This is a genomic window from Prescottella agglutinans (assembly GCF_004011865.1).
GTDB classification, from domain to species: Bacteria; Actinomycetota; Actinomycetes; order Mycobacteriales; family Mycobacteriaceae; genus Prescottella; species Prescottella agglutinans.
On record NZ_RKLP01000012.1, the window covers coordinates 145,722 to 169,160 of the forward strand.

Genomic DNA, 23,439 nt, shown 5'->3' on the forward strand with positions numbered 1-23,439 from the left:
TCGATGTGGCTGAACTGCTGTGTCTCGCAGCGTATGCATGTCCACGGCGGGTGAATAGTGGCTGAACATGCGTATTTCGGTGGTGTTGATCGCGGCGTTTTGCGAATGGTGCGAATGTGCGGCGGCGTGGTTGAGTGGGGGACCGGAGACGACGTGGAAGGGGACGGGCGATGCAGAAGATCTACGGCGGCCCGAGGCTGCGTCGCCTGCGGGAGGAGCGCGGACTGACCCAGTTGGCGCTGGCGCGGATACTGGACCTGTCCGCGAGTTACGTCAATCAACTCGAGAACGACCAGCGACCACTCACCGTTCCGGTGCTGCTCAAGCTGAATGCGACGTTCGACCTCGACGCCCACTTCTTCGCCGCGGAGTCCGATGCGAGGTTGGCCGCCGACCTGCAGGACGTGCTGACCACCCTCGGAACTCCGACGCCGTCTCCGTCGACGATCGAGGAGTTCGTCGCGCGCATGCCGGAGATCGGACACGCTCTGGTCGGCGTCCATCGCAGGCTGCAGGCCGCAACCGAGCAGCTCGAGCAGTTCAGCGCCCACCTGGCCGCGCCTGCGTCGACCGGTGATGCGACCCCGATGCCGTTCGAGGAAGTTCGAGACTTCTTCTACGGCAGGCACAATCACATCACGGAGCTGGACGACGCCGCCGAACGACTGTTCGGCGAGAGTGGTCTGCGGGTGGGCTCGCTGGACACCCAGCTGACCGCACTGCTCGAATCCGGACACGACATCGTCGTCCGGATGCGCACCGATCCACCCGATCAGCCCGGACCCAAACGTGTATACGACGCGACGAACCGCATCCTCACACTGTCGAGTCACCTGTCGCCGGGGCAGCGTGCCTTCCAGATCGCCACGCAGTTGGCGTTTCTCACACAGACGGCCGTGATCGAGCGGCAACTCGAGGCGGCGACCGTGCTGAGCGACAATGCCAGGGAACTGGCGAAGATCGGTCTGGCGAACTACTTCGCGGGTGCGCTGTTGTTGCCGTACACCCAGTTCCTCGACGCCGCGGAGCGGTTGCACTACGACATCGAGATGCTCGCGTTGCAGTTCGAGGTGGGCTTCGAGACGGTGTGCCACCGGCTCTCGACGATGCAACGTCCGAACCGGCGCGGTGTGCCGTTCTTCTTCGTCCGCACCGATCGGGCAGGGAACATCTCGAAGCGCCAGTCCGCCACGGCATTCCACTTCTCCCGCGTCGGCGGGAGCTGTCCCCTCTGGGTGGTCCACGACGCGTTCAGCACTCCCGGTCGCATCCTCACACAGGTGGCGCAGATGCCGGACGGCCGGACGTACCTGTGGATCGCCCGCACCACCGATGACGGTGTCCGTCCTTACGGGACGCCCGAACGCAGCTTCGCCGTCGGCCTCGGCTGCGACATCACGCACGCCGATCGGCTGGTGTATTCGCGGGGTCTGCGACTGGACGAGCAGATGTCGCCGGTCCCCATCGGGGCCGGCTGCAAGATTTGCGAGCGGACGAACTGCGCACAGCGAGCATTTCCGCAGATCGGCCGCCCGGTTCGCGTCGACGTCGATTTCAGCAGTCGGATGCCGTATCCGCCGGCGTCGTGAGGTGACCTCACTTCCAGAATGTGTAGTGGTCGCGCCACGACACCATGACCGAAACGGAACCCGAGACGTGGCCCGTATCAGTTCACTCCCGACCGGTCGACCGTAGTCGACGAATCGGGACTATCCGGCAAGAACCACAGCAGGATCCCTGCCCGGCCCGTCGGCGTTACAGTGGGGCGAACCGTGTGACCGCGCTGTCCCGACCGCGAGGAGCCTGACGTGGACATCGGATTTCTGGGTATGGGCACGATGGGGCGCCCGATGGCGCGCAACCTCGCCCGAGCCGGCTACGACGTGACGGTGTGGAACCGTAGCCCCGGCAAGGCGGCGAGCGTCGTCGACTACGGCGCGTCCGAGGCACCCGACCTCTCCGACGTGCTGCAGAAGTCCGTCGTGTTCAGCTCGCTTGCCGACGATCGGGCTTTCGCGGATTCCGTGTTGTCGACATCGTCGCTGCAGGCCGCGAAATCCGGATCGGTGCACGTCAATCTCGCGACCGTCAGCCCCGGGATGTCCGCCGAGGCGGAGTCCCGCCTGGCGGAGCGGGGCATCTTCTACGTGGCCGCTCCGGTGTTCGGGCGCGCGGAGGTGGCCGAGGCGGGTGAACTCACCGTCCTCGTGGCGGGCGACTCGCGCGCGATCGACGAGGTCGCGCCCCTGCTCGACGTGATCGGACGCCGCACGTGGCGCGTCGGAGACGATCCGAAGCAGGCGAACGTCGTGAAGATTCTCGGCAACTATCTGATCGCCACCGCGATCCAGTCGATGGCCGAGGCGACGACCGTCGCCGAGAAGGTCGGCGGCTCGCCCGAACTGCTCATGAAGATAATGAACGACAGCCTCTTTCCCGGAGGGGTCTACGAGGGCTACGGCGCGATGATCGCGCAGCGCCGCTACGAGCCGGCCGGTTTCCGGCTCCCCCTGGGGCTCAAGGATGTTCGGCTCGCACTGTCGCAGGCCAACGACGTGAACATGGGCCTGCCCTTCGGTGGCGTGCTCGAGAACGTCTTCCTCGACGCGCTGGCCCACGGCCAGGCCGACCAGGATTGGTCCGCGATCACCGAGGCCACCCGACGTCGGGCCGGACTGGACGTGCGCCGTCCGTAAGGGTGTTCACCTGTGGCTGGTCCTGTTGTGTCGCCGGTTCATTGCATGAACTGACGGATCAGTAGTCACGTTTGGCAGGGACCGCTGATCACGCCGAATCTGGCCTGGTTCCACGGTTGGCGGCGGTCGGGTAGGTGGCCGTCGCGACTGGTTGCAGCTTCTCACCTCTGCCGGCGAAAGGCCGAAGACGCGCAGGCACCGTCGGATCAGATGAGTCCCCACGTGCACGATCTGGCTCGTGCCCTACTTCACGGGGGTCATTGGCGCTATGACTGGCTAGCGTCGCCCCGAGCCTGTCCTGAACATGGTGGAGGCCGAGGCGTGCATGGATGGAATGAGTTGTGGAGTGGGGCCAGAGAAGGCGATGGAGTTGTGTTCACCTTGACGGGTTGCGCTTGGCTGTATGCGGATTGGATATGTTGACCGGTCGGCAATCACGCTCGAGGAGCGCTCTGGATCCCGTCGCGATCGACGGGTGTGGCGGATCAACGTGCACACATGGTCCGCAAGAAGCGAACGACCCCAAACGTATTGGGTCCGTTCGGTTGGATCGGCGTCCTCGGCCTGCAGCGGTGGGACGACCGTTCAACGCTTCGCGAGTGGTGTTGTGAGTTCGGTGAAGTCCTCGGTGGGAGCCAGGTCCCGCAGCATCCGGTGCAGATCGCCCGGCGGGCTGGTCAGACGCCGTTGGGCGAGGTCGAGCCAGCCTCCGGTCGAGGTCACCGTGGCGGCGACGGTGCCGTCGGCTCGGGTGAATGTGTTCCGCATCATGAACCGCGCACCATCGGGGGCCAGGCCCGCCATCTGCAGGGACAGCTGTGCCGGTTCGAGCAGGCGCAGTTCGGAGCGGTTGTCGATACCCGAGCATATCCCTGCGCCAGGCGCAGAGTGTGTCGAAAGTTGTTCCCGTAGAGAGGTTTCGAAACACAGTTTCGGAATTTGACTTCTGAGACGGTGTGAGTGGGGTGAACCGGTCCTGTTCCCGCTGAAAGGGGGGGCAGTCCCAAAAGGAAGGAAATGAGACGCTACTGCCCTGGACGCAGTACGAGGGATTCCCGGGAGCCTCGATCATCGAACACAACCTTATCCGCGCCTCCGCTGATCTAGCTGCCGACCGGGCCCGGGTGGTTCGGCGAGTCCAGCGTCGGTGACGGTGCGCCTGGCTGTCGATGCGCTCGGCTTCTTGCCGAAGGATCTCCGCCACTTCGCCGCCAGCCCAACGAGACGACCCCGAATTCGGGAATTGATTTCTCAGTGACGAAGCCGCCGCCGTCGGCCAACCGACGGCGTCACAAACGGCGCCGGTCCACCAGCGGATCGAGCAGGCTGCCCGGCGAAACCATCGCTGCGAATCTCTTGGGTCGCGCCGGATGGAGCGGAGGGCGTCGAGTCCGCGGGCCGGGAGTAGCTCGATTGCGCGTCGCTGGCACGGGCCGAACCGGGTGCGGATGAGTCCTGGGCGTCACCGCATCCCACCAGTACGGGCAATGAAACGCGACTGACCTAGCCGAGGTGCCCGCTGGAGGACTCCACCGTCTGCTTGAAGATTTTCAGGCCCTCGTCCATTCCGGCGCCCATCGGAATGGTGAGCTCGTCCGGTTGCACGTCGTGGATCCATACGAACCGGCTGCGGCCGTCCCCGTGCGGGAGGACTTGCATCGACGCGTTGTCGTGTGTCGGCTGCATGGTGTCGCCGATGATGGAGAAGACGAGCCGACGCAGCTCATCGTCGAACGCGATGAGCCGCTCCCGCGCCACGGTCCCGTCGGCGAACGTGACGACCCTGACGTCAGGTTCCTCGGTTCGGCTGTCGGTGACGAAGCCGGGTGCCATCCGGACGGGCCCGTCGGTGAAGTCGCTGATGATCGCCCACACGGCCGCGGGGTCGGCATCGATGATGATCTCTTTCTGCACGGAGGCCATATCTCTCTCTTCTCTGGTGTGGGGATACAGGGATCGTGAAGTTGATGGGCGCGTCTATGCGGCGACGACGCAGAACTGGTTGCCCTCGGGGTCGGCCAGCACGACCCACCCGTCGAAGCGCCCCACTTCGGTCGCGCCGAGGGCCTGAATCCGGTCGACCTCGCCCGCCAGGTCATCGGCGAACAGGTCCAGATGCAGCCGATTCTTGCCCTCCCGGCCTTCGGGCACGACCTGTAGGGACAGGCTGGCGCCGGTCTTGTCCGAGTCCTCCAGATAGGTGGTGCCTTCGTCCGAGGATGCGACCTGGTACCCCGTGACTGCCTGCCAGAAGGCGGTGCTGCCTGCCAGGTCGTTCGTATCGATACAGATGTTGCCAATGCTGACGCTCACCAACGAGCCCCTCTCATCTAACTGACGTACCGGTTACGTCAGTTAGGTAACCTACCATGGCGACTAGCCGGGTAGGGTGCGAGAGGTGAAGAATGAGCGGACTGCCGATCTTGTGCCGGACCTCGCAACCGGGACGGCGCCGATGCCGCTGCGCACGATCGAGCAGTTCATCAACACCCGCCGCCGCGACAGCGACGAGATCGCGACCCCGCCGCAGCTGGCGACGTGGTTGCACGCTAACGGCCTGACGCCAGTCGCGACGGTGGTGAACGCCGAGCAGCGCGACCGTGCCGAACGGATCCGCGAGGGACTACGCGCGCTGATCGCGGAGAACAACACCGAGCCGGTATCGAGCCCACGCCCGGACGGCCTCAACCCCGCCGCTCGTGCCGAATTCGCCGAACTCACCCGAGACTTCCCGTTGATGCTCGACGTGACCGTTTCCCCGCCCCGGCTGGTCGCCTGCGCCCGGACGCCGGTCGAGGCGGCGCTGGCCAGGCTTCTCGCCATCGTGGCCGAGGCTGTGGCCGAAGGTACGTGGACGAGGCTGAAGGCCTGCCGGGAGCCGAGCTGCCGATGGGCCTACTACGACCACTCTCGCAATCGCCGCCGGACCTGGTGCTCCATGGACATCTGCGGAAACCGTGCCAAAGCCCGCGCCTCCCACCACCGCAAGTCCACCGCGCCCTTGACCGCGGGCCGGTCCATCAACTGATACCACGGCGGCCGACCGGTCTCACGCTGCTTCCAGGGCGTATATGGGGCCTTTGCCCTTCTTCGAGAGGACTCAGATCACGGAGTCAGCCCCAGCTCGCGCTGGCGCGTGGATGCCGCCGGGACCATCGGGGTCGGACAGCCGGCGGCTCGCGATCCGGTGGGCCGGAAACTGGGCCACCGCAGGTAAACGCTAGAACCCCGGTTAGCGGCAAGCATTTTCAGATGGAGCCGGCCGACGCTGTACTCCTCGGCCGGCTCGTCGTCAGTGTCGAGGTAGCGGCGGCGGATCATCTCGCTGACTTCGCCAGCCATTGCCCTCGTTCCAGCTCGGCTGGTCTTTGGTTCGGATTCAGCGTGAGGGGTACTTTTGGGGCGGGCTCGCCTACGCGGGCTCGAGGTCGCGCTCGAACTCGATTTCATCCCGAAGCTGGATCTTGTAGTAGCCCACGTCGGGGATGTCCGGCTTCAGGGTCCGTCTCGCCTCGTCCACTGCGCCGCATCGAACGGCCGACAGGCGGAAGCCGCGCCGCTGGTAGAACTGCATCGAGTCGAGGTTGTCGTTCGTCGTGACCAACCACAGTCGCGAACAGCCTTGTGCACGGGCGACTTGGGCGATGCGTTCGATGAGTGCGGTGCCGACGCCGCCCCATTGGTCGGATGCGCGCATGTTCACGATTTCGCAGTTCGTGCCGTCGATGTCGTAGATCAGCACCCCGACCGTCTCGCCGTCGGTCAATGCGATCAGGGCCGGGCGGTCGCGTGCGTCGACCAATTCGCCGCGCCGGGCGATCTGGGCGGTGTGCTGCGCCTGGAGGAATGACGTCAGGCGTGGCTCTCTTGCGGGTACCTCATAGATGTCGACCATCGTCCCTATTTTCCTCGCCCCACCGAGGCTGGACCAGGGTGGATCTTCGGGTTGGGTCAGGATCACATATCCATGCCGCCGTTGACGCTCCACGCCTGTCCGGTGATGTAGGAGGAGGCGTCGGCGGCCAGGAAGTGCACGACCCGTTGCGTCTTCCTCGGGCCGTCCCGCCCGGCCGGCGGGGTCGATCCAGCGACGACGGCGAAGTTCGCGATGCATCAGGCCGGGTAGGGGCTGGTGATCGGCAGGTCGAGCAGTGGGCAGGCGCTGGTCCTTCGCCTGATCGAGATACAGACACTTGAGGGCCGGGTGGATTCAACCGGGGGACTGCCCACGATCGATGAGGCTGGGCTACGAACACCCGACCGTGCAGTGCAACCGCCGACGGGCCGACGATCCGTGCGCGTGCTGCAAGACCGTCACGATCCGCGACGAGGACCAACCCAGAACCCGCATGCCGTTTCCGCACGGAACCAAACAATGGTTTGCGTCGTATCACCGCAGAGTGCCGAGAAAACGAGATTCGTGCGAACAACGCACCGATAGGTGAACTCAACGGCATCTGATGTGTGAACACCCTGACCGGGGAGGGAGGAAGCATCTGATCTGTCTGATGGGCCGTAGCCGCCCGCAGGACGAGGCGCCGAGACCTGCCGCGCGACGGATCGCGCGGCAGGCCCGGGCGTTGTCCCCAGGAGTATTCGGTTCAGACCAGCAGGACCCCGACGAGCGCGATGAGCGCCACCCAGACCGTCGACGCGGCGGCGAGGACGAAGGGCCGGATGCCGACCTTCTTGATCGTCGCGATGCGGACGCCGGCACCCAGCGCGAACATCGCGGCCGTCAACAGTGCGGTCTGCAGCCAGCTCGCCACGGAAAGGACGCCTGCCGGAACGAATCCCATCGAACGGATGACCACGAACCCGAGGAACGCGACGACGAAGAACGGAACCAGCGGGGGTCGCGTGGAGGTGGTGCTCTGCTCGACCGACCGCCGGCGCTGCATCACGCTCAGGACGGCCATCACGGGGGCCAGCATGAGGACCCGGGCCAGCTTGACGATCGTCGCCACGGTCAGGGCCGCGGTGCCGATGATCCCGCCGGCGGCGACGACCTGCGCGACCTCGTGGATCGATCCGCCTGCCCACAGTCCCGCCTGCATGTCGTCGAATCCGAGCGCGTTCGAGAGCAGTGGGATGGTCGGAATCATCAGCGTGCCGAAGATCACGACGAGCGCCACGGCGGTGAGGACCTCTTCCTCCTCCGCCTCCACGACACCGTCCGCTGCGGCCACCGCCGCGGCACCGCAGATGGAGAAGCCGCAGGCGATGAGCACCCGTTGGGTCCACGAGAGGCCCAGCAGGCCGCCCACGAACATGGTGCCGACGATTCCGAGAACGACGATCGCGACGACCATCGCGATGACGCCCCATCCGAGTCCCAGGATGTCGCTCAGAACCAGCTGCAGACCGAGCAGTGCGATCCCGACCCGCAGAAGCTTCTTGGACGAGAATGTGATTCCCGCACCGAAACTCGCGGGCAGCACAACCAGATTGGCCACCAGCGCGCCCATCACGATCGCGATCAGCAGTGGGCTCAGCGTGGGGACGAAGTGCCTGATGCCCATCGCGATGGCGGCCGCGGCGGCCGACAGTGCAATGCCCGGCACGTAGGCACGGACTCCGTCCAGTCGAGAGGCGGCTGCGGGGGAGGGGGGTGGAGCGACCAGTTCGTCTTGCTGCCCCAGTTCGGATTTCACAGGACAACGATCCTCCATCGGTCGTTTGTTCGGTAGAGCTCGATTGGGCAACACCTCATATCGAATTGATATGATCTTCCCGGCCGCCATACACTCGACGCATGTCTCCCCGGTCGCTCGACTTCACTGCGCTCGAATTGTTGGTCAACGTCAGTGACTGTGGAAGTCTCAGCGCTGCAAGTCGACTCGTGGGAATGGCGCAGCCCAACGCGAGTCGCTGCATCAAGCAGTTGGAACGCCGGTTCGGGATGACGCTGCTGCGACGTAGCACCACCGGATCGGTCCTCACGCCCAGCGGGACTGTGGTGGCCTACTGGGCTCGAAAGATATTGGACGACACGGAGAAGCTGCTCGAAGTAGTCGACGGCCTGCGGGCGGAACGGTCGCGCGGACTGCGCGTGAGTGCCAGCATGACCGTCGCTGAGCATCTGATGCCGTTGTGGTTGGGCCGCTTTCGCCAGTCGCATCCGGAGCTGACGATCCATCTCGAGGTGCAGAACTCCCTGCGAGTGTTCGAGCAGATCTCCGACGGCTCGTGCGAGTTGGGCTTCGTCGAGTCGCCGACCATCCCGAAGCGGCTCGAGAGTACGCCCGTAGCTCGGGATCGCCTGGTGATCGTCGTCCACCCGGGGCATCCGTGGGCGACCCGCACCCGGCCCGTTACCGCGCCCGAACTCGCGATGACACCGTTGATCGTCCGCGAGCCCGGTTCGGGTACGCGGACCACGCTGGACCTCGCGCTCGAACCCCACCCGCGGGCCGCCCCGCTCCTGGAACTCGGCAGTTCGGGCGCGATCCGGAGCAGCGTTCTGGCGGGGGTGGGGCCCGCGGTGTTGAGCACTCTCGCGGTCGCGGACGCCGTCGCGTCCGGTGATCTCACGGTGGTGGAGGTCGACGGGCTGAAGCTCGATCGGACCCTGCGCGCCGTGTGGAGCGCGCAGGGGCCACTGCACACCGCCGCGGACGAGTTGGTGCGGATGGCACGCGATTTCGGAAGCGAACGCCTCGCGCGACGACGAGCGTGAGCGGGGCCTCCGGTGTCCCGGCCACACGGGACCGGGACACCGGGGTCGGTCTTCTAGATCTCGGCACGCACCAGGCGCGCGGCCTCGACGAGGTTCCGGAGCGACGCCTCCACCTCGACGTTGCCACGGGTCTTGAGGCCGCAGTCCGGGTTGGCCCACAGCCGCTCGACGGGGACGGCCTTCAGCGCCGCACGCAGCGACGCGGCGATCTCGTCGACCGACGGCACTCGCGGCGAGTGGATGTCGTAGACGCCGGGGCCCACGCCCAGATCGAAGCCGACGGCGTTGAGGTCGTCGAGAATCTCCATGTGCGACCGGGCCGCCTCGATGGACGTGACGTCGGCGTCCAAGCCCGCGATCGCGGCGATGACCTCACCGAACTCCGAATAGCACAGGTGGGTGTGGATCGCGGTCGTGTCGGCGATGCCCGACGTCGCAAGTCGGAAGGCGCCGACGGCCCAGTCCAGGTAGGCGGGCTGGTCGGCCGCCCGCAGCGGCAGCAGCTCCCGCAGCGCCGGCTCGTCCACCTGGATCACCCTCGCGCCGGACGCCTCGAGGTCGATCGTCTCGTCACGGATCGCGAGGGCGACCTGGTCGGCCGACTCCGCGAGCGGCTGGTCGTCACGCACGAACGACCACGCCAGGATCGTGACGGGGCCGGTGAGCATGCCCTTGACCGGCTTGTCGGTGAGCGACTGCGCGTACGAGATCCAGTCGACCGTCATGGGCTTGGGCCGCCGCACGTCGCCGAACAGGATCGGCGGGCGGACGCAGCGGCTGCCGTACGACTGCACCCAACCGTTCGCGGTGGCGAAGAACCCGTCGAGCTGTTCGGCGAAGTACTGGACCATGTCGTTGCGTTCGGGCTCGCCGTGGACGAGCACATCCAGCCCCAGCTTCTCCTGCAGCGCAACCACATCGGCGATCTCCGCCCGCATGCGGCGCTCGTACTCGGCCTGATCGATGTCACCCTTGCGCAGGGCGGCGCGGGCCACGCGGATCGCGGTGGTCTGCGGGTACGAACCGATCGTGGTGGTCGGCAGCTGCGGCAGGGGCAGGTCGATGGCCTGGACGGCGCGACGATCGGCCGCCGGGATGCGCGTGCGGTCGGCGTCCGTCAGGGCGGCGAGGCGGTCGCGGATCGCGTCGTCGTGCAGGCGCGGATCGGCGGCCCGCGTCGCTGCCGCGGCGCGGGCGTCGGACAGTTCGTCCGCGATCGTGTCACGCCCGTGCCGTAGAGCGGTCGCGAGAGCGGCGACCTCGCCGATCTTCTCCGAGCCGAACGCCAGCCACGACCGCAGTGCGCGGTCGAGGCCGTCCTCGCCCTCGAGCGTGTAGGGGACGTGCAGCAACGAGCACGACGTTGACACGGCCACGGAACCCGCACGCTCCCGAAGGGTTTCGAGGATCTCCAGCGATCCGTCGAGCCCGTTGCGCCAGACGTTGCGGCCGTCGACGACACCCGCGACGACGTGCTTGCGCTCGAGCCCCGGCGTCGAGGCGACCGAGTCGAGCGAGCCCGCGACGAGGTCGACGGCGATGCCTTCGACCCCGGTCTCGGCGAGTGTCGGCAACGCGTCCCCGAGGTCACCGAAGTACGACGCCACCAGGATTGCCGGGCGGTGGTCCACGGCGGCGAGGCGGTCGTACACCGCCCGCGTCGCGGCGAGTTCGGCACCGGTGCGGTCGGCGACCAGCGCCGGTTCGTCGATCTGGACCCACTCGACACCGGCGTCGGCGAGCCTGCCCAGCAGATCCGCGTACAGCGGAACGATGTCGTCGAGGCGGTCCAGCGGCGACTGGTTCTCGAACTTCGCCAGCAGCAGGAAGGTGACCGGGCCGATCACCACCGGGCGGGCCGGAACGCCCAGTGCCCGAGCCTCCTCGACCTCGCCGAGCACCTTCGCCGGGTGGAGCGTGAACGTCGTCGCCGGGGTGATCTCGGGAACGAGGTAGTGGTAGTTGGTGTCGAACCACTTCGTCATCTCGAGCGGAGCCACGTCGGCGTTGCCGCGGGCGGCCGCGAAGTATCGGTCCAGTTCGTCGCCGATCCCGGTGACCCGCTCGGGCAGCGCCCCCAGCATCGCGGCGGTGTCGAGCATCTGGTCGTAGTACGAGAAGACGTTGACCGGGACGGAGTCGATGCCCGACTCGACCAGTTCGGTCCACGTCTGTCGGCGCAGTTCCCTGCCGACCGATTCGAGTGCGGCGGCGTCGAGGTTCCCGGCCCAGTAGGCCTCGACTGCCTTCTTGAGTTCGCGACGGGGTCCGATGCGCGGGGAGCCCAGCACGGTTGCGGTGAAAGCGGATGTCACGGTGTTCTCCAGTTGCTCACAGCGTGGATGGTCACCGCCGGCAGACGAGAAGAAGCGAGCCCCTGGTGCGCGCCCGCCAGCGGGCAGCACGAAGTACCGAGCCGATCTACTCGCCTTTTCCACGAGGCGGTGGACCGTCGGGCACGGCGTGCCCGACACAGCCGGCAGGTCTTCGGACTCGTGGGCGCTCGGGCGGTTGCGAAACCGCCGAACCTACTGGCCGTCGCTTCCCAGACCTGTCGGTCCAGTGCGTGTGACGGCGGTCGTTCCCACTCACCGCTGCGGGACAGTCCCGGACTTCCACCGGGTTCCCTCTCGCACCCGTCGGTCTCGCGACCGCGAATGCTTCGACGCCGGGGCGGTCTTCGGGGCTCCTCACGACCGCGCCAGGCGAACCAGCTGCATCGTCCAGCATAGGACGTCCACGGCAGACGTCTAGAGCCAACCGTTGGCGTCCGCTATTCGAACGGCCTCCGTGCGGTTCTCCGCGCCGGTCTTGCCGATCGCCGACGACAGGTGGTTGCGGACCGTACCGGCGGAGAGGAACAACGTGGCCGCGATGGACGCGACGGAGGCACCGTCGCGGGCGGCCAGGAGCACCTCGGTCTCGCGCTCGGTGAGCGGCGACTCCCCGCTGACGAGGCTGTCGGCCGCGAGCGTCGGATCGACCACACGCAGTCCGGCATGAACGCGCCGAACGGCGTCGGCCAGTTGACGCGCGGGAGTGTCCTTGACTACGAAGCCGGATGCGCCGGCCTGCAGTGCCCGGCGCAGATATCCGGGGCGACCGAACGTCGTCACGATCAGGACGCGCGTGTCGGGCGCGGCCTCGCGCAGCGCGACGGTGGCCGAGATTCCGTCCAGCCCTGGCATTTCCACGTCGAGCAGGGCGACGTCCGGACGGTGCAGGGCGGCCGCCGCCGCTACCTCGTCGCCGCGTCCCACCTCGGCCACGACGTCGAGGTCGGGCTCGAGTTCCAACAGGGCGGCGAGTGCTCCGCGCACGAGAGCCTGGTCGTCGGCCAGCAGCAGTCGGATCGTCACGGTGCCCCCTCGGCGATGACCTGGACCGAGAAGCCTCGCGGCCGGGGGTGGGTGACGATCACCCGGGCGCCGGATGCCGCGGCGCGCTCCCGGAGCCCGGTCAGCCCGTTGCCCGCGAGAAGCTCGTCTGTTCCCACGCCGTCGTCGACCACGGACACGTGACGGTCGTCGATCGTGACCGTGCATCGGGCTGCGCCGCTGTGCCGCACGACGTTCGTCACCGACTCCCGCACGGTCCAGGCGAACAGCTCCCGTAGCCGGGTGGGGACGGCATCGGTGCTGTTGGGCAGGTCGGCCTCGATTCCGGCGGCCCGCAACGCCTCACGGGCGCGGGCGATCTCGACAGGCAGCGAGACGCCGCGGAACCCTTCGACGGCCGATCGGACGTCGGCGAGTGCATCCCGCGACAGGCGTTCGAGATCGTCCAGTTCGGTTCGGGCCCGGTCCACGTCGACGTCGAGCAGTCGGTTCGCGAGCTGGGCCTTGACCGTGATGACGGTGAGGGAATGTCCCAGGATGTCGTGCAGATCGCGGGCGATACGGCCGCGCTCCTCCTGCACCGCGCGCCGCTCGTCCTCCTCGCGGCGGTTCAGCAGTGCGATGTTGCGGTTCAACAGCGCGATGACGCCGGCCATCGCGAAGGCCGCCGCGCACACCGCGAGCGGCAGGCTCGACACGTTCCATCCCGCACGGGTGGCGAGCAGTTCCACGGCTCCGGCGACGGCGAGCGCGAACGTTCCGCCGGCGATCACCGGCAACAGGGCCACGCCGGCGACGGCCAGGAACACCGAAGCGGCCAGGCCGGATTCGCCGAGCGTCACGGTCATCACGACCGCGAGCCCGGTGAGGACGCCGAGTTCGAGGAGCGCCCGGGGCAGCGGTGGCCGCGTCTCGCGCCGCTGGAGGCGGCCGCGCCGGGAGTCCGAGAACACCAACAGAAAGACGATGCCGAAGGCGATGGTCGCCGCGATCCCGATCCAGGCGCTCGGACGGCCGCGTTCCTCCCACCCGTGCTGGAGCGGCTCGGCGAGGAACACGAGCCACACGGCGGCGAAGACGATGCCGAAGCGGCCCCACCGCTGCACTGCGGCGGGGCGTTCGGTGCTGATCACGTCGACCACGCTATACACGGGCGGTGTCGCGCTGGAACCGCCACACGGAACCGCCGACGAAGATCCCGAGCCACACCACGACGTTGGCGATCCACGTCCACCGGACGGCGTCGCCGGTGAGCGGGGCGTGCACCAGGTTCCCGATGCCGTACATGGGGGTGAACTGCGCGATCGTCGCCCACACCGAGTCGTCCTGCAGGGGAATGAACAGGCCGCCGCCGAACGCCATCAGTGCCAGCCCGGGGCCCAGGATCTGCATGACGTTCTCGCTCGGCAGCAGGTATCCCATGAAGAGGCCGAACGCCGCGAAGACCGAGGAACCGAGCCACGCGATCACCGCCGTCGTCAGCCACAATGATCCGTCCATCCGCGCGGAGGTGAACGCGCCGACGGCGTAGACGACCGCCAGCGCGACCAGTCCCAGCGTCATCGCGACCACGAGCTTCACCGCGATGTAGGCGAGCGGGGACAGCGGGGTGAGCCGCAGTTGCCGGCTCCATCCGGACGCGCGTTCCACGGACACGGCCGCGCCGGTGCTGGTGGTCGCGATCATCGCGCCGTACAGCGCCATGCTGATCATGACGTAGGCGGTGACGTTGCCGCGGCCGGCGCTCTCGTCGGCGTAGCCCTGGCCGAGGCCGAAGACGAGGAAGAACACCGCGGGCATCACGAGCGTGAAGATCGCGGTCCGCCGGTTCCGTAACAGTCGGCGCAGCTCCAGTCGCAGCAGCGTGGAGTTGAAGGCGCCGAGGCGGACGGTCCGGCCGCGGGGGGCGAGTGTGTTCATCGGGCCTGTCCTTCGGTGTGGTCGGTGGTGAGCGCGATGAAGGCGTCTTCGAGTCCGCGCGAGGCGATTTCGAGGTCGCGCGCATCGGTGCGGGTGAGCAGATGGCGGGCCACCGCGTCGGTGTCCGCCGAGTGCACGACGAGCGTCTCGCCGCGCAGTTCGACGGCGTCCGCGTGCGGAATGGACTGCAGCAGTGCGGCGTCCGCGCCGGGAACCGTCGCGCGCAGGGTCCGCCCGGCCGCCATGGCCTTGACCTCGGCGGCGGTCCCGTCGGCCACGATCTGTCCGCGTCGCACCAGCACGATCCGGTCGGCGTACGCGTCGGCCTCCTCGAGGTAGTGGGTGGCGAAGACGACGGTGCGGCCCGCGTCGGCATCGGACCGGATCGCCACCCAGAACCCGCGCCGGCCCTCGACATCCATGCCCGCGGTCGGTTCGTCGAGCAGGATCAGCGACGGATCGGGCAGCAGCGCCATCGCGAACCGCAGCCGTTGCTGCTGCCCACCCGAGCACTTGCGGACCGGTCGATCGGTGATGTCGAGGATGCCGGCGCGGCGCAGCACCTCGTCGACCGGGCGCGGCCGCGGATACAGGCTGGCGGTCAGTTGCACGGTCTCGCCGACGGTCAGTTCTGGCAGCAACCCTCCGGTCTGCATCACCGCCGACACCCACCCCCGAGCGATGGCGTCCCGGGGTGCCGTCCCGAACACCTCGACCGTGCCCGAACTCGGCCGCGTGAGACCGAGAATCATGTCGACCGTGGTGGTCTTGCCGGCACCGTTGGGGCCGAGGAAGGCCACCACCTCGCCGGGGCGGATCGTCAGGTCCAGGCCCCGGACGGCGTGCACCTGACCGAAGTGCTTGTGGATTCCGGTCAGGCGCACCGGGTCCGCGGTGTGCGGGCTCGGCCCGAGTGGGGAAAGGGTCTGCGCTGTGGTCATGCCCTCGAATCTGCCCGGGAGATCCCGCCCGGCCCTCACACGTCCGTCACGAACGGACCGTGACATTTGTCAGGGGCCGACGCCGGGGCAGCTGCGCGGATCAGGATGCGAGAAGCTCGTCGATCTGGTTGATCGCCGACGTCGCCCCCTCGGTCACGCCCATGTCCAGTACCTTCTGGAGCGCCTCCGCGGACTCGAAGGTGCTCGTGTAGGTGGCCCGCGTGCCGCCGTCGTGCTCGGTGAAGGTGTAGACGTTCTTCGACACCGGCAGTTCGGGATTCGGGTTGAAATCCTCGTCGGCGAAGCCGTCGGCGAACGAGAAGCTCCGCGGCTCGTCGACCGCCGAGACCTCCCAGTAGCCGGCGAACTTCTCGCCGCCGGGGCCGGTCATGTAGTACGTCACGCGTCCGCCCGGCGCGAGCTCGTGGTCGACGACCGTCGCGGGGCACTCGGGCGGTCCCCACACCTTCTCCAGCTGGCGCGGGTCGGCGTAGACCTGCCAGATCCGCTCCACCGGCGCCGCGAACTCGGCGGTGATGGTCAGGGTGCGAGTCTCGAGATCGTGCTTCACATCGGTGACAGGCATGCTCAGTCCTCCTTGGTCGAGTCGAGTGCGATGAGTTCGTCGATACGTGCGATGCGCCCGCGCCACACCTCCTCGAGTTCGGTGAGCATGGATGCCACCGAGCGCACCGCGGCCACGTCGCCGCTGGCCAACTGCTCCCGGCCACGGCGTCGCTTGGTGAGCAGGCCCGCGTTCTCCAGCACGGAGACGTGCTTCTGAACGGCGGCGAAGCTCATGTCGTACTTCGCCGCGAGCGCGGAAACCGAGTGCTCACCGGCCAGGACGCGGCGCAGGATGTCGCGCCGGGTGCGGTCGGCGAGCGCGTGGAACAGGGCGTCCGCCCGGTCCTCGTCGTCTCTGCTCACCGTTCCAACGTACAACCGATTGGTTGTATGTCAAACCTCGTCGGACGGCGAGTGCGGCGTCGCGGCCGGGCATTCGACGTGTGATCGTCGTCTCGTTCGAGGGGGAGGTGGTGCGCGTCGGGGCGAGACCCGTTAACGTGGACCGCGTGTCAGCTACCTATTTCTGGTTTAGCAGGCCGGCCCTGGGTGGGTCGGTCGGCGTAACCACGCGCTGACAAATCTTCCACCCTAGAGCCGGATGACAGACCGGCTCGCTGGGATTCTTCAGTCTTCGAGGGTCGGCCTGAGAACAGGAAACCGAACACCGATGACCGTTATCGCAAACGACCAGCGCCTCGACGATCAGCGCACCGTCAGCATCAGTCCGCTGGTGGCACCTTCCGTGGTCCGTGCCGAGCACACCCCCGACGAGGTGGCCGCTGCGACCGTGCGTTCGGGTCGCGCCGACACCGTGAACATCCTCAACGGCGACGACGACCGTCTCGTCGTCGTGGTCGGCCCGTGCTCGGTGCACGACCCCGAGGCCGCGATGGACTACGCCCGCCGCCTGGCCGCGAAGGCCGAGGAGCTGCGCGACGACCTGCAGATCGTCATGCGTGTCTACTTCGAGAAGCCGCGCACCACGCTGGGCTGGAAGGGTCTGCTGAACGACCCGCACCTCGACGGCACGTTCGACATCAACACCGGTCTGCGGATGGGCCGCAAGCTGCTGCTCGACATCTCCCGTCTGGGGCTGCCGGTGGGCTGCGAGTTCCTCGACCCGATCATCCCGCAGTACATCGCCGACCTGGTCACGTACGGCGCGATCGGTGCCCGGACCGCGGCCAGCCAGGTGCACCGCCAGCTGTGCAGCGCGCTGTCCATGCCGGTCGGCATCAAGAACTCCACCGAGGGCGACGTCCAGGTGGCGGTCGACGGCACCCGCGCCGCGGCGGCCAGCCACGTGTTCCCCGGCACCGACCTCGAGGGCCAGGCCGCGCTCATCCACACGGTCGGGAACCCGGACTGCCACGTCATCCTGCGCGGCGGCACCGACGGTCCGAACTACGACGCCGAGACCGTCGCCGACACGATGGTGCGGCTGCGCAAGTCGGGCCTGCCGGAGCGCGTCGTCATCGATGCGAGCCACGGCAACAGCCGCAAGGACCACAACAAGCAGGTGGACGTCGCGGCCGATATCGCCGAGCGCATCGCGGCCGGTGACAAGGCCGTCGTCGGCATCATGCTCGAGAGCTTCATCGAGGCCGGACGGCAGGACCTGACGCTGGGCCACGCCGACGAACTCACCTACGGCCAGTCCATCACCGACGCGTGCATCGACTGGAACACCACCGCGGCGACCCTCGACCGTCTCGCCGCAGCGGTCGCCACCCGCCGCAAGGGCGAGTGACACGCGATTGTCCTGCTCGCTGCTCCGCGGCCGTGGCCGCGGAGCAGCGCTGCTTTCCGGCGTAGGTTCGAGCGCTGCCCCGCGCCTGTCGGTGCCCGGCAGTAGCGTCGGCACATGGCATACGAAATTCAGATCACCGTCGACGCGAAGGACCCGCACCAGCAGGCCAAGTGGTGGGCGAACACCCTGGGCTGGCAGGTCGAACCCAGCGACGAGGAGTTCATTCGGGGCCTCGTCGCCGCCGGACATGCGCAGCAGTCGGACACGACCGTGTTCGAGGGCGTGCTCGTCTGGCGGGAGGGCGCGGCCATCCGCGACCCGGAGCATCCGCAACGCCCACGGGTGCTGTTCCAGCTGGTGCCGGAGGGCAAGTCGGCCAAGAACCGACTGCACTTCGACGTCCGGGTGGGGGACCGGCGCGAGGACGTGGCCGCGCAACTGGTCGAGGCCGGAGCGTCGATCCTGCACCGCGGGCAGCAGGGACCCAGCAGCTGGATCACCATGACGGACCCGGAGGGCAACGAGTTCTGCGTGTCCTGACCGGAGTCAGCCGACGGCGCGACCGGCGAAGGACAGTCCGACGCGGAGCGCGCCCGCAGCCTCGAACAGCGCATCGGTCCCGGCCTGCCCGTAGCCGGTGAGGTTGACGAAGGCGTGGATGAGCCCGCGGTGGATCCGCAGGGTCGTCGGGACCCCGGCCGCGCGCAGTCGCGCGGCGTACTCGACGCCCTCGTCGCGGAGGACGTCGAACCCGGCGAGCGCGATGTAGGCGGGCGGCAGTCCGCTCAGATCCTCGGTGAGGATCGGGGACGCCCGCGGGTCGGTGCGATCGCTCGCCGACGGTGTGTAGTGCTTTGTATACCAGTCGATCTGGGCCTCGGTGAGGAAGTATCCGTCACTGAACAGCTCGTACGACCTGCGCTTGGTGGTCAGGTCCAGCCACGGGAAGAACAGCATCTGGAACGCGGGACGGGGTCCGCCGTCGCGGGTGAGCTGGGCGACGACGGTGGCGAGATTGCCGCCGGCGCTGTCGCCGGCGACGGCCACCCGGCCCGGATCGAAGCCCAGCGCGTCCGCGTTCTCCGCCGCGAAACGGAACGCCGCGACCGCGTCGTCGACGGCCGCCGGGAACACGTGCTCGGGCGCGAGCCGGTAGTCGACGGCGAGCACCCCGACCTCCGCGTGCCGGGCGAGGAAGCGGCACAGGCTGTCGTGGCTGTCGAGACTGCCGAGCACGAATCCGCCCCCGTGGAAGTAGACGAGCAGCGGCGCGGACGGCGGCAGCCCCTCCGGCCGGAACAGGCGGGCGGGGATCGCCCCGGCAGGACCCGGGATCGACAGCGCCTCGACGGACGACATCGGGATGGGGCGGCCACTGACGAGCCGCGCCTCCATGTCGATCTGCGCGCGGGACTGCTCCAACGACAGCTGCTCGAAATCCGAATCCGGCAGCAGCGCAAGCATCTTGAGCATGATCTGGATCTCGGTGTCCAACACCTGGCCGTCGCTGCGGACGGGCCTGCCGGCGAGCACGCGCTTGAGTGTCGAGGGAAGCGATCCGACGGCGGTGGCCGCGGTGCGGACGACCGCCTCGAGAGCCGTGTCCAGTCCCTTGTTCCCCATCGTCATCCGTCCTTCCGTCGGTCGACCTTCGCGATGAAGTGTGTCAACCGACCGACCTGGAAACAAGGGTGTAACCGCGGCGCTCATCGAGTGAGTCCAATCCTGGTCTCGGACACGTTCGGGCACTACGCTGCCGACCAAGCGGTCCATTCATATCCTCGGGGCCGGTCGGGAAAGGTTGCGATGGCATACGTTTCGGTCGATCAGCGGCGTAGGGAACTCATCGACGCGGCGATTCGGGTGACGGCGGAAGTCGGGCTGGCCGCGGCGAGTACCCGCGCGATCTGTGCGGAGGCGGGTGTTCAGCAGAGCGTGTTCCACTACTGCTTCAGTACCAAGGAGGAGTTGCTCCGGGAACTCACCCGCGAGGTGGTCGCGGGGATGGCGGAGACCGCGTTGGGAAACCTGACTCCGGGAGCCGACGTCGAGGAGTCGCTGTTCAGGGGGCTCATGGGTCTGTGGAAGCCCGTGAGCGTCCAGCCCGAGAAGCAGTTGGTGTTCTACGAACTCACGGTCGGAGCGCTGCGTGCGCCCGACCGGAGCGACATCGCGGAGTGGCAGTACCGCGAGTACTACGCCTCCACGGGAAGATTTCTCGTGCGCCTCGCGGAGACGGCCGGAGTCGAGTGGAGCGTGCCGATTCCGGTGCTCAGTCGAATGGTCACCACCGCCATCGACGGCCTCATCCTCGGTTGGCTCGCCGACGGGCGGGCGGACGAGGTGGAGGTATCCCTCGCGTCGTTCGCGAAGGTGTTCGCCGGTCTGGCCGTCGCCGCCCCCGTCGCCGCCGCGTAGCCGCTTCCGGGCGCCGGCACGTGTCTCGCCGACCCGCGATGAATTCCGCGCTCGGCACCGGTCTGTACTCGATGGGCGCGGATTCCGCCGTGCCGCGGAACGACGAGGAGCACATCGGATGTCGATCCGGGGGACGCCGTGCCGGACCGGCGATCCCGATCTGTGGTTCTCCCCGGTGCCCGACGACCTCGAACGCGCCAAGAAGCTGTGCGGAGGATGCTCGATCCGGTCGCGGTGTCTGGGGGAGGCACTCGACCGGGCCGAGCCGTGGGGTGTGTGGGGCGGCGAGATCCTCCACCACGGGGTCGTCGTCGCCCGCAAGCGTTCACGAGGCCGCCCCCGCGCGACCGCCGCGACCTGCGGGGCGACCTAGTTCTCGTCGTCTTCGTCGCCCTCGCCGTCGAGGCGGCCCTCGAGTTCCGCGATCTCCGCGCGAACGGCCTCGATGACCTCGGGGTCGTCTTCCCAGAGCTCACGGAACTCCGACTCCGGCTCGATCATCTCGGTGAGCAGCTCGACCCCCCGTTCGAGGTGACCGTCGAGGCGCTCGAGATCGCCGGGCCACACCGTGCTGTGCCCGAGCACGGCGAGCAGGTAGCACGCGGCGCGCACCCGACCGTAATCGTCGTCGTGTTCGAGGGCGTCGCCGATGCGCGCATCGATGTCGATGCCGGCGAAGACGTCTCCGAACCAGTCGGCCGCCGCATCGTCGTGCCACGGCGCGCTTCCCCACGCTCCCATACGTTTCGCCCTTCGTCTCGCCCGGCGGATCCGGTCCGTGTCACATCCTATTGTTTCTTGTGCACGGGCCCGGTCCGGCCGCGTAATCGGTTGTACGGGAGAGACGCGCCCTAGCGGTACGCGCCCGGGGTGGCGCCGGTCCACCGTTTGAACGCCCGACGGAAGGCGCTCGGTTCGGAGAAGCCCAGCCGGGTCGACAACTCGTCGACCGGTTCGCCGCGGCGCAGTGCGGCGACCGCGGCGTCGCGCAGCACCTCCTCGCGCAGGTGGTTGAGCGACGTCCCCTCCTGCCGGAGCAGCCGCCGCAGGTGCGGCACGCTGATCGACAGCATCTCCGCGATCTCGTCCGCGGTACTGGTCCGTCCCCGGATGCCCATCTCCAGCACCCGGCGCACCTGCGCCGATGCGGTGCTGTCGTAGTCACGTTCGGAGAGAAGCAGATTCGGTGACTCACGCAGGTACTCGGCGAGGGTCTGCTCATCCTGGATGATCGGTGCCCGCAGGATCGAGTTGTCGAACTGGAGCGACGCCACCTGCGCGCCGAACGTCACCGGGACCCCGAAGATGGCGTCGTAGTGTTTCGCGAACCGCGGTGCGGGCTCCGGGTAGGGGATCAGCACCGACCGCAGTTTCACCCGCCGACCCACGAGCCACGCCGCGAACCGGTGCAGCAGGATCAGTTCGAAGTCGGTGACGAGACGGAACGCCTCGTCCACGAACTCCGGCGCGTACTCGTCGCCGCGCACGTCCACCCGCACCTCGAGTCGTGTCGAGTCGTCGCCGGTGACGAGCGTGAGCGGCGGGACCGGCAGTGCGCGGGTCACGTCCGCCATCCGTTCGAGTGCGCTGCCGAGGTCCGGACAGTGGATGAGCGACAGGCAGATCAGCCGGAACGTCCCGCGGGGCACGGGCGCGGCCCCGATCCCGAACAACTCGTCGTCGGTCAGCTGCCATGCGGCCTGTGTGAAGGCCGTGACCTGTCCCGGGGTCAGGCGGGCCCGGGGATCGTCGAGGGTCGCGACGTCGATGCCCGACGCGACGAGGAGCGACGACAGGTCGGCGCCGGCCGCCTCGGCGAGATGCAGGGCGCGACGGAGGAAGTCGGCCGGGATCGTCGCCAGGCTCACCCGGACACCTCCAGTCGGCGCAGCCGCTCCGCCGCCTCCGTCAGCACCTCGTCGCGCTTGCAGAAGGCGAAGCGGACCAGGTGATTCCACTGCTCGGGATGGTCGGTGAACACGCTGATCGGGACCGCGGCCACCCCGATCCGCTCGGGCAAGGTCCGGCAGAACTCGACACCGTCGCGGGTGCCCAGCGCGGTGATGTCGGCGCACAGGAAGTACGTGCCGCCGCCCGAGTACACGCCGAAGCCGGCGTCACGCAGGGCCCCGGCGAGCAGGTCGCGCTTGCGCTGCAGACCGTTCCGCATCTCGATCACCCACGCCTGCTCGTGCTCGAGCGCGTGCGCCACCGCCGGCTGGAACGGTCCGCCGGCCACGAACGACATGAACTGCTTGGCTGCGCGGACGGCGTCGACCAGTTCGGCCGGGCCGCAGGCCCATCCCGTCTTCCAGCCGGTGACGTTGAACGTCTTCGCGGCACTCGAGACGGTGACCGTGCGCTCGTACATGCCGGGCAGCGAGGCCATCGGGGTGTGGGTGCGGCCGTCGAACACCAGGTGCTCGTACACCTCGTCGCTGAGTACCAGCAGGTCGCGCTCACACGCCAATTCGGCCACCGAGGCCAGTTCCGCGTCGGTGAGCACCGTCCCGGTCGGGTTGTGCGGTGAATTGACCACGAGCATCCGGGTCTTCGGAGTGACCGCGGCACGCAACGCATCGAGGTCGAGCGCGAACCGGTCCCCGTCGCGCACCATCGGCACGGACCGTCGGGTCGCGCCCGCCAGCGCCACCGCGGCGGCGTACGAGTCGTAGTACGGCTCGACGAGCACCACCTCGTCACCCGGTTCGACGAGTCCGAGGATTGCGGCGCTGATCGCCTCCGTCGCCCCGACGGTGACGAGCACCTCCCGGTCCGGATCGTGGACGATTCCGTACCGCGCGGCGCGGTCGGCGGCGATGGCCTGGCGCAGGACCGGCATGCCCGGTCCCGGCGGGTACTGGTTGAGCCCGTCGGCGATGGCCCGCCGCGCGGCCTCGAGCATCGATGCCGGACCGTCGGTGTCGGGGTATCCCTGGCCCAGGTTGATCGCGTCGTGCTCGGTGGCGAGGGCCGTCATCTCGGCGAAGATCGTCGATGCGAACGGTTGCAGTCGCGAGACCGTACGGGAGCGTGGCGCTGCGGGCATTTGTCCAGCGTAGCGGGGGCGTCGGCTTCCTCGGAATCGGGCTGCATCCGGCCCTGTCACGTTTTCCGGCGCTGTGTC

General features: G+C 68.1%; 24 protein-coding genes and 1 riboswitch. Of the genes, 8 read left to right on the plus strand and 16 right to left on the minus strand.

Annotation, left to right across the window (positions count from 1 at the left end; all coding sequences use genetic code 11):
- Window positions 1-170: 170 nt before the first annotated feature.
- Window positions 171-1,589 (plus strand): short-chain fatty acyl-CoA regulator family protein, encoded by a 1,419-nt coding sequence (locus EGT67_RS21445; RefSeq protein WP_127918125.1) that lies wholly within the window; start codon window positions 171-173, stop codon window positions 1,587-1,589.
- 219 nt (window positions 1,590-1,808) lie between these two features.
- Entirely contained in the window at window positions 1,809-2,696 is an 888-nt protein-coding gene (locus tag EGT67_RS21450) for an NAD(P)-dependent oxidoreductase (RefSeq protein WP_127918126.1), read from the plus strand.
- Between the two features lie 585 nt (window positions 2,697-3,281).
- Here EGT67_RS21450 and EGT67_RS21455 read toward each other — a convergent pair.
- The 3 genes from EGT67_RS21455 to EGT67_RS21465 all read right to left on the minus strand — a co-directional run bounded on the left by EGT67_RS21455 (window position 3,282) and on the right by EGT67_RS21465 (window position 5,009).
- The gene (locus EGT67_RS21455; RefSeq protein ID WP_127918127.1) at window positions 3,282-3,467 is read right to left on the minus strand and encodes a hypothetical protein; all 186 of its coding nucleotides are present in this window, start codon (window positions 3,465-3,467) and stop codon (window positions 3,282-3,284) included.
- Between the two features lie 732 nt (window positions 3,468-4,199).
- Entirely contained in the window at window positions 4,200-4,619 is a 420-nt protein-coding gene (locus EGT67_RS21460; RefSeq protein ID WP_127918128.1) for an SRPBCC family protein, read from the minus strand.
- Window positions 4,620-4,673: 54 nt separating this feature from the next.
- Window positions 4,674-5,009, minus strand: coding sequence for a VOC family protein (locus EGT67_RS21465; protein ID WP_127918129.1), 336 nt, complete (start codon window positions 5,007-5,009; stop codon window positions 4,674-4,676).
- A gap of 76 nt (window positions 5,010-5,085) precedes the next feature.
- Here EGT67_RS21465 and EGT67_RS21470 point away from each other — a divergent pair, with 76 nt between their 5' ends.
- On the plus strand, window positions 5,086-5,724 hold the full coding sequence (locus tag EGT67_RS21470; protein WP_241566164.1) for a CGNR zinc finger domain-containing protein: 639 nt from the start codon (window positions 5,086-5,088) through the stop codon (window positions 5,722-5,724).
- 384 nt (window positions 5,725-6,108) lie between these two features.
- On the opposite strand, the gene EGT67_RS21475 is transcribed toward EGT67_RS21470, so the two are convergent.
- The gene (locus tag EGT67_RS21475; RefSeq protein WP_127918130.1) at window positions 6,109-6,591 is read right to left on the minus strand and encodes a GNAT family N-acetyltransferase; all 483 of its coding nucleotides are present in this window, start codon (window positions 6,589-6,591) and stop codon (window positions 6,109-6,111) included.
- A 706-nt stretch (window positions 6,592-7,297) separates the two neighbouring features.
- Window positions 7,298-8,368 (minus strand): YeiH family protein, encoded by a 1,071-nt coding sequence (locus EGT67_RS21485; RefSeq protein WP_127918131.1) that lies wholly within the window; start codon window positions 8,366-8,368, stop codon window positions 7,298-7,300.
- Window positions 8,369-8,451: 83 nt separating this feature from the next.
- On the opposite strand from EGT67_RS21485, the gene EGT67_RS21490 reads away from it, so the two are divergent.
- Window positions 8,452-9,375, plus strand: coding sequence for a LysR family transcriptional regulator (locus tag EGT67_RS21490; RefSeq protein WP_127918132.1), 924 nt, complete (start codon window positions 8,452-8,454; stop codon window positions 9,373-9,375).
- A 53-nt stretch (window positions 9,376-9,428) separates the two neighbouring features.
- On the opposite strand, the gene metE is transcribed toward EGT67_RS21490, so the two are convergent.
- From metE to EGT67_RS21525, 7 genes are all read right to left on the minus strand, one after another.
- Window positions 9,429-11,690, minus strand: a complete 2,262-nt coding sequence (gene metE / locus EGT67_RS21495; protein WP_164877631.1) for a 5-methyltetrahydropteroyltriglutamate--homocysteine S-methyltransferase — start codon at window positions 11,688-11,690, stop codon at window positions 9,429-9,431.
- Between the two features lie 162 nt (window positions 11,691-11,852).
- Window positions 11,853-12,029: riboswitch (cobalamin riboswitch) on the minus strand.
- A gap of 96 nt (window positions 12,030-12,125) precedes the next feature.
- Window positions 12,126-12,734, minus strand: coding sequence for a response regulator transcription factor (locus EGT67_RS21500; RefSeq protein ID WP_127918134.1), 609 nt, complete (start codon window positions 12,732-12,734; stop codon window positions 12,126-12,128).
- Window positions 12,731-13,846, minus strand: coding sequence for a sensor histidine kinase (locus EGT67_RS21505; protein ID WP_241566165.1), 1,116 nt, complete (start codon window positions 13,844-13,846; stop codon window positions 12,731-12,733). The genes EGT67_RS21500 and EGT67_RS21505 overlap by 4 nt, the downstream gene beginning before the upstream one ends.
- 10 nt (window positions 13,847-13,856) lie before the next feature.
- Window positions 13,857-14,633, minus strand: a complete 777-nt coding sequence (locus EGT67_RS21510) for an ABC transporter permease (RefSeq protein WP_127918136.1) — start codon at window positions 14,631-14,633, stop codon at window positions 13,857-13,859.
- Entirely contained in the window at window positions 14,630-15,574 is a 945-nt protein-coding gene (locus tag EGT67_RS21515) for an ABC transporter ATP-binding protein (protein ID WP_127918137.1), read from the minus strand. Before EGT67_RS21515 ends, EGT67_RS21510 begins: the two co-directional genes overlap by 4 nt.
- A gap of 100 nt (window positions 15,575-15,674) precedes the next feature.
- A complete protein-coding gene (locus tag EGT67_RS21520) occupies window positions 15,675-16,160 on the minus strand; it encodes an SRPBCC family protein (RefSeq protein ID WP_127918138.1) in 486 nt (161 codons plus the stop codon).
- A gap of 2 nt (window positions 16,161-16,162) precedes the next feature.
- Window positions 16,163-16,504 carry an ArsR/SmtB family transcription factor gene (locus EGT67_RS21525; protein WP_206612457.1) on the minus strand — a complete coding sequence of 114 codons (342 nt, stop codon included), beginning with the start codon at window positions 16,502-16,504 and terminating at the stop codon, window positions 16,163-16,165.
- Window positions 16,505-16,811: 307 nt separating this feature from the next.
- On the opposite strand from EGT67_RS21525, the gene EGT67_RS21530 reads away from it, so the two are divergent.
- Together EGT67_RS21530 and EGT67_RS21535 are read left to right on the plus strand one after the other, a co-directional pair.
- On the plus strand, window positions 16,812-17,894 hold the full coding sequence (locus tag EGT67_RS21530; RefSeq protein WP_127918140.1) for a 3-deoxy-7-phosphoheptulonate synthase: 1,083 nt from the start codon (window positions 16,812-16,814) through the stop codon (window positions 17,892-17,894).
- A gap of 114 nt (window positions 17,895-18,008) precedes the next feature.
- Window positions 18,009-18,434: a VOC family protein gene (locus tag EGT67_RS21535; RefSeq protein WP_127918141.1), complete on the plus strand. Its 426-nt coding sequence runs from the start codon at window positions 18,009-18,011 to the stop codon at window positions 18,432-18,434.
- Between the two features lie 6 nt (window positions 18,435-18,440).
- Here EGT67_RS21535 and EGT67_RS21540 read toward each other — a convergent pair whose 3' ends face one another.
- Window positions 18,441-19,517, minus strand: a complete 1,077-nt coding sequence (locus EGT67_RS21540; RefSeq protein WP_127918142.1) for an alpha/beta hydrolase — start codon at window positions 19,515-19,517, stop codon at window positions 18,441-18,443.
- Window positions 19,518-19,700: 183 nt separating this feature from the next.
- Between EGT67_RS21540 and EGT67_RS21545 the strand changes: the two genes are divergently transcribed.
- Entirely contained in the window at window positions 19,701-20,312 is a 612-nt protein-coding gene (locus EGT67_RS21545; protein WP_127918143.1) for a TetR/AcrR family transcriptional regulator, read from the plus strand.
- Between the two features lie 118 nt (window positions 20,313-20,430).
- Window positions 20,431-20,685: a WhiB family transcriptional regulator gene (locus EGT67_RS21550; RefSeq protein WP_127918144.1), complete on the plus strand. Its 255-nt coding sequence runs from the start codon at window positions 20,431-20,433 to the stop codon at window positions 20,683-20,685.
- Here EGT67_RS21550 and EGT67_RS21555 read toward each other — a convergent pair.
- The 3 genes from EGT67_RS21555 to EGT67_RS21565 all read right to left on the minus strand — a co-directional run bounded on the left by EGT67_RS21555 (window position 20,682) and on the right by EGT67_RS21565 (window position 23,361).
- Entirely contained in the window at window positions 20,682-21,053 is a 372-nt protein-coding gene (locus EGT67_RS21555) for a DUF4259 domain-containing protein (RefSeq protein ID WP_127918145.1), read from the minus strand. The two genes, EGT67_RS21550 and EGT67_RS21555, sit on opposite strands and share 4 nt — an antisense overlap.
- 110 nt (window positions 21,054-21,163) lie before the next feature.
- Complete coding sequence (locus tag EGT67_RS21560) at window positions 21,164-22,180, minus strand: AraC family transcriptional regulator (RefSeq protein WP_127918146.1); 1,017 nt, start codon at window positions 22,178-22,180, stop codon at window positions 21,164-21,166.
- On the minus strand, window positions 22,177-23,361 hold the full coding sequence (locus EGT67_RS21565) for a pyridoxal phosphate-dependent aminotransferase (RefSeq protein WP_127918147.1): 1,185 nt from the start codon (window positions 23,359-23,361) through the stop codon (window positions 22,177-22,179). Before EGT67_RS21565 ends, EGT67_RS21560 begins: the two co-directional genes overlap by 4 nt.
- Between the last annotated feature and the right edge of the window lie 78 nt (window positions 23,362-23,439).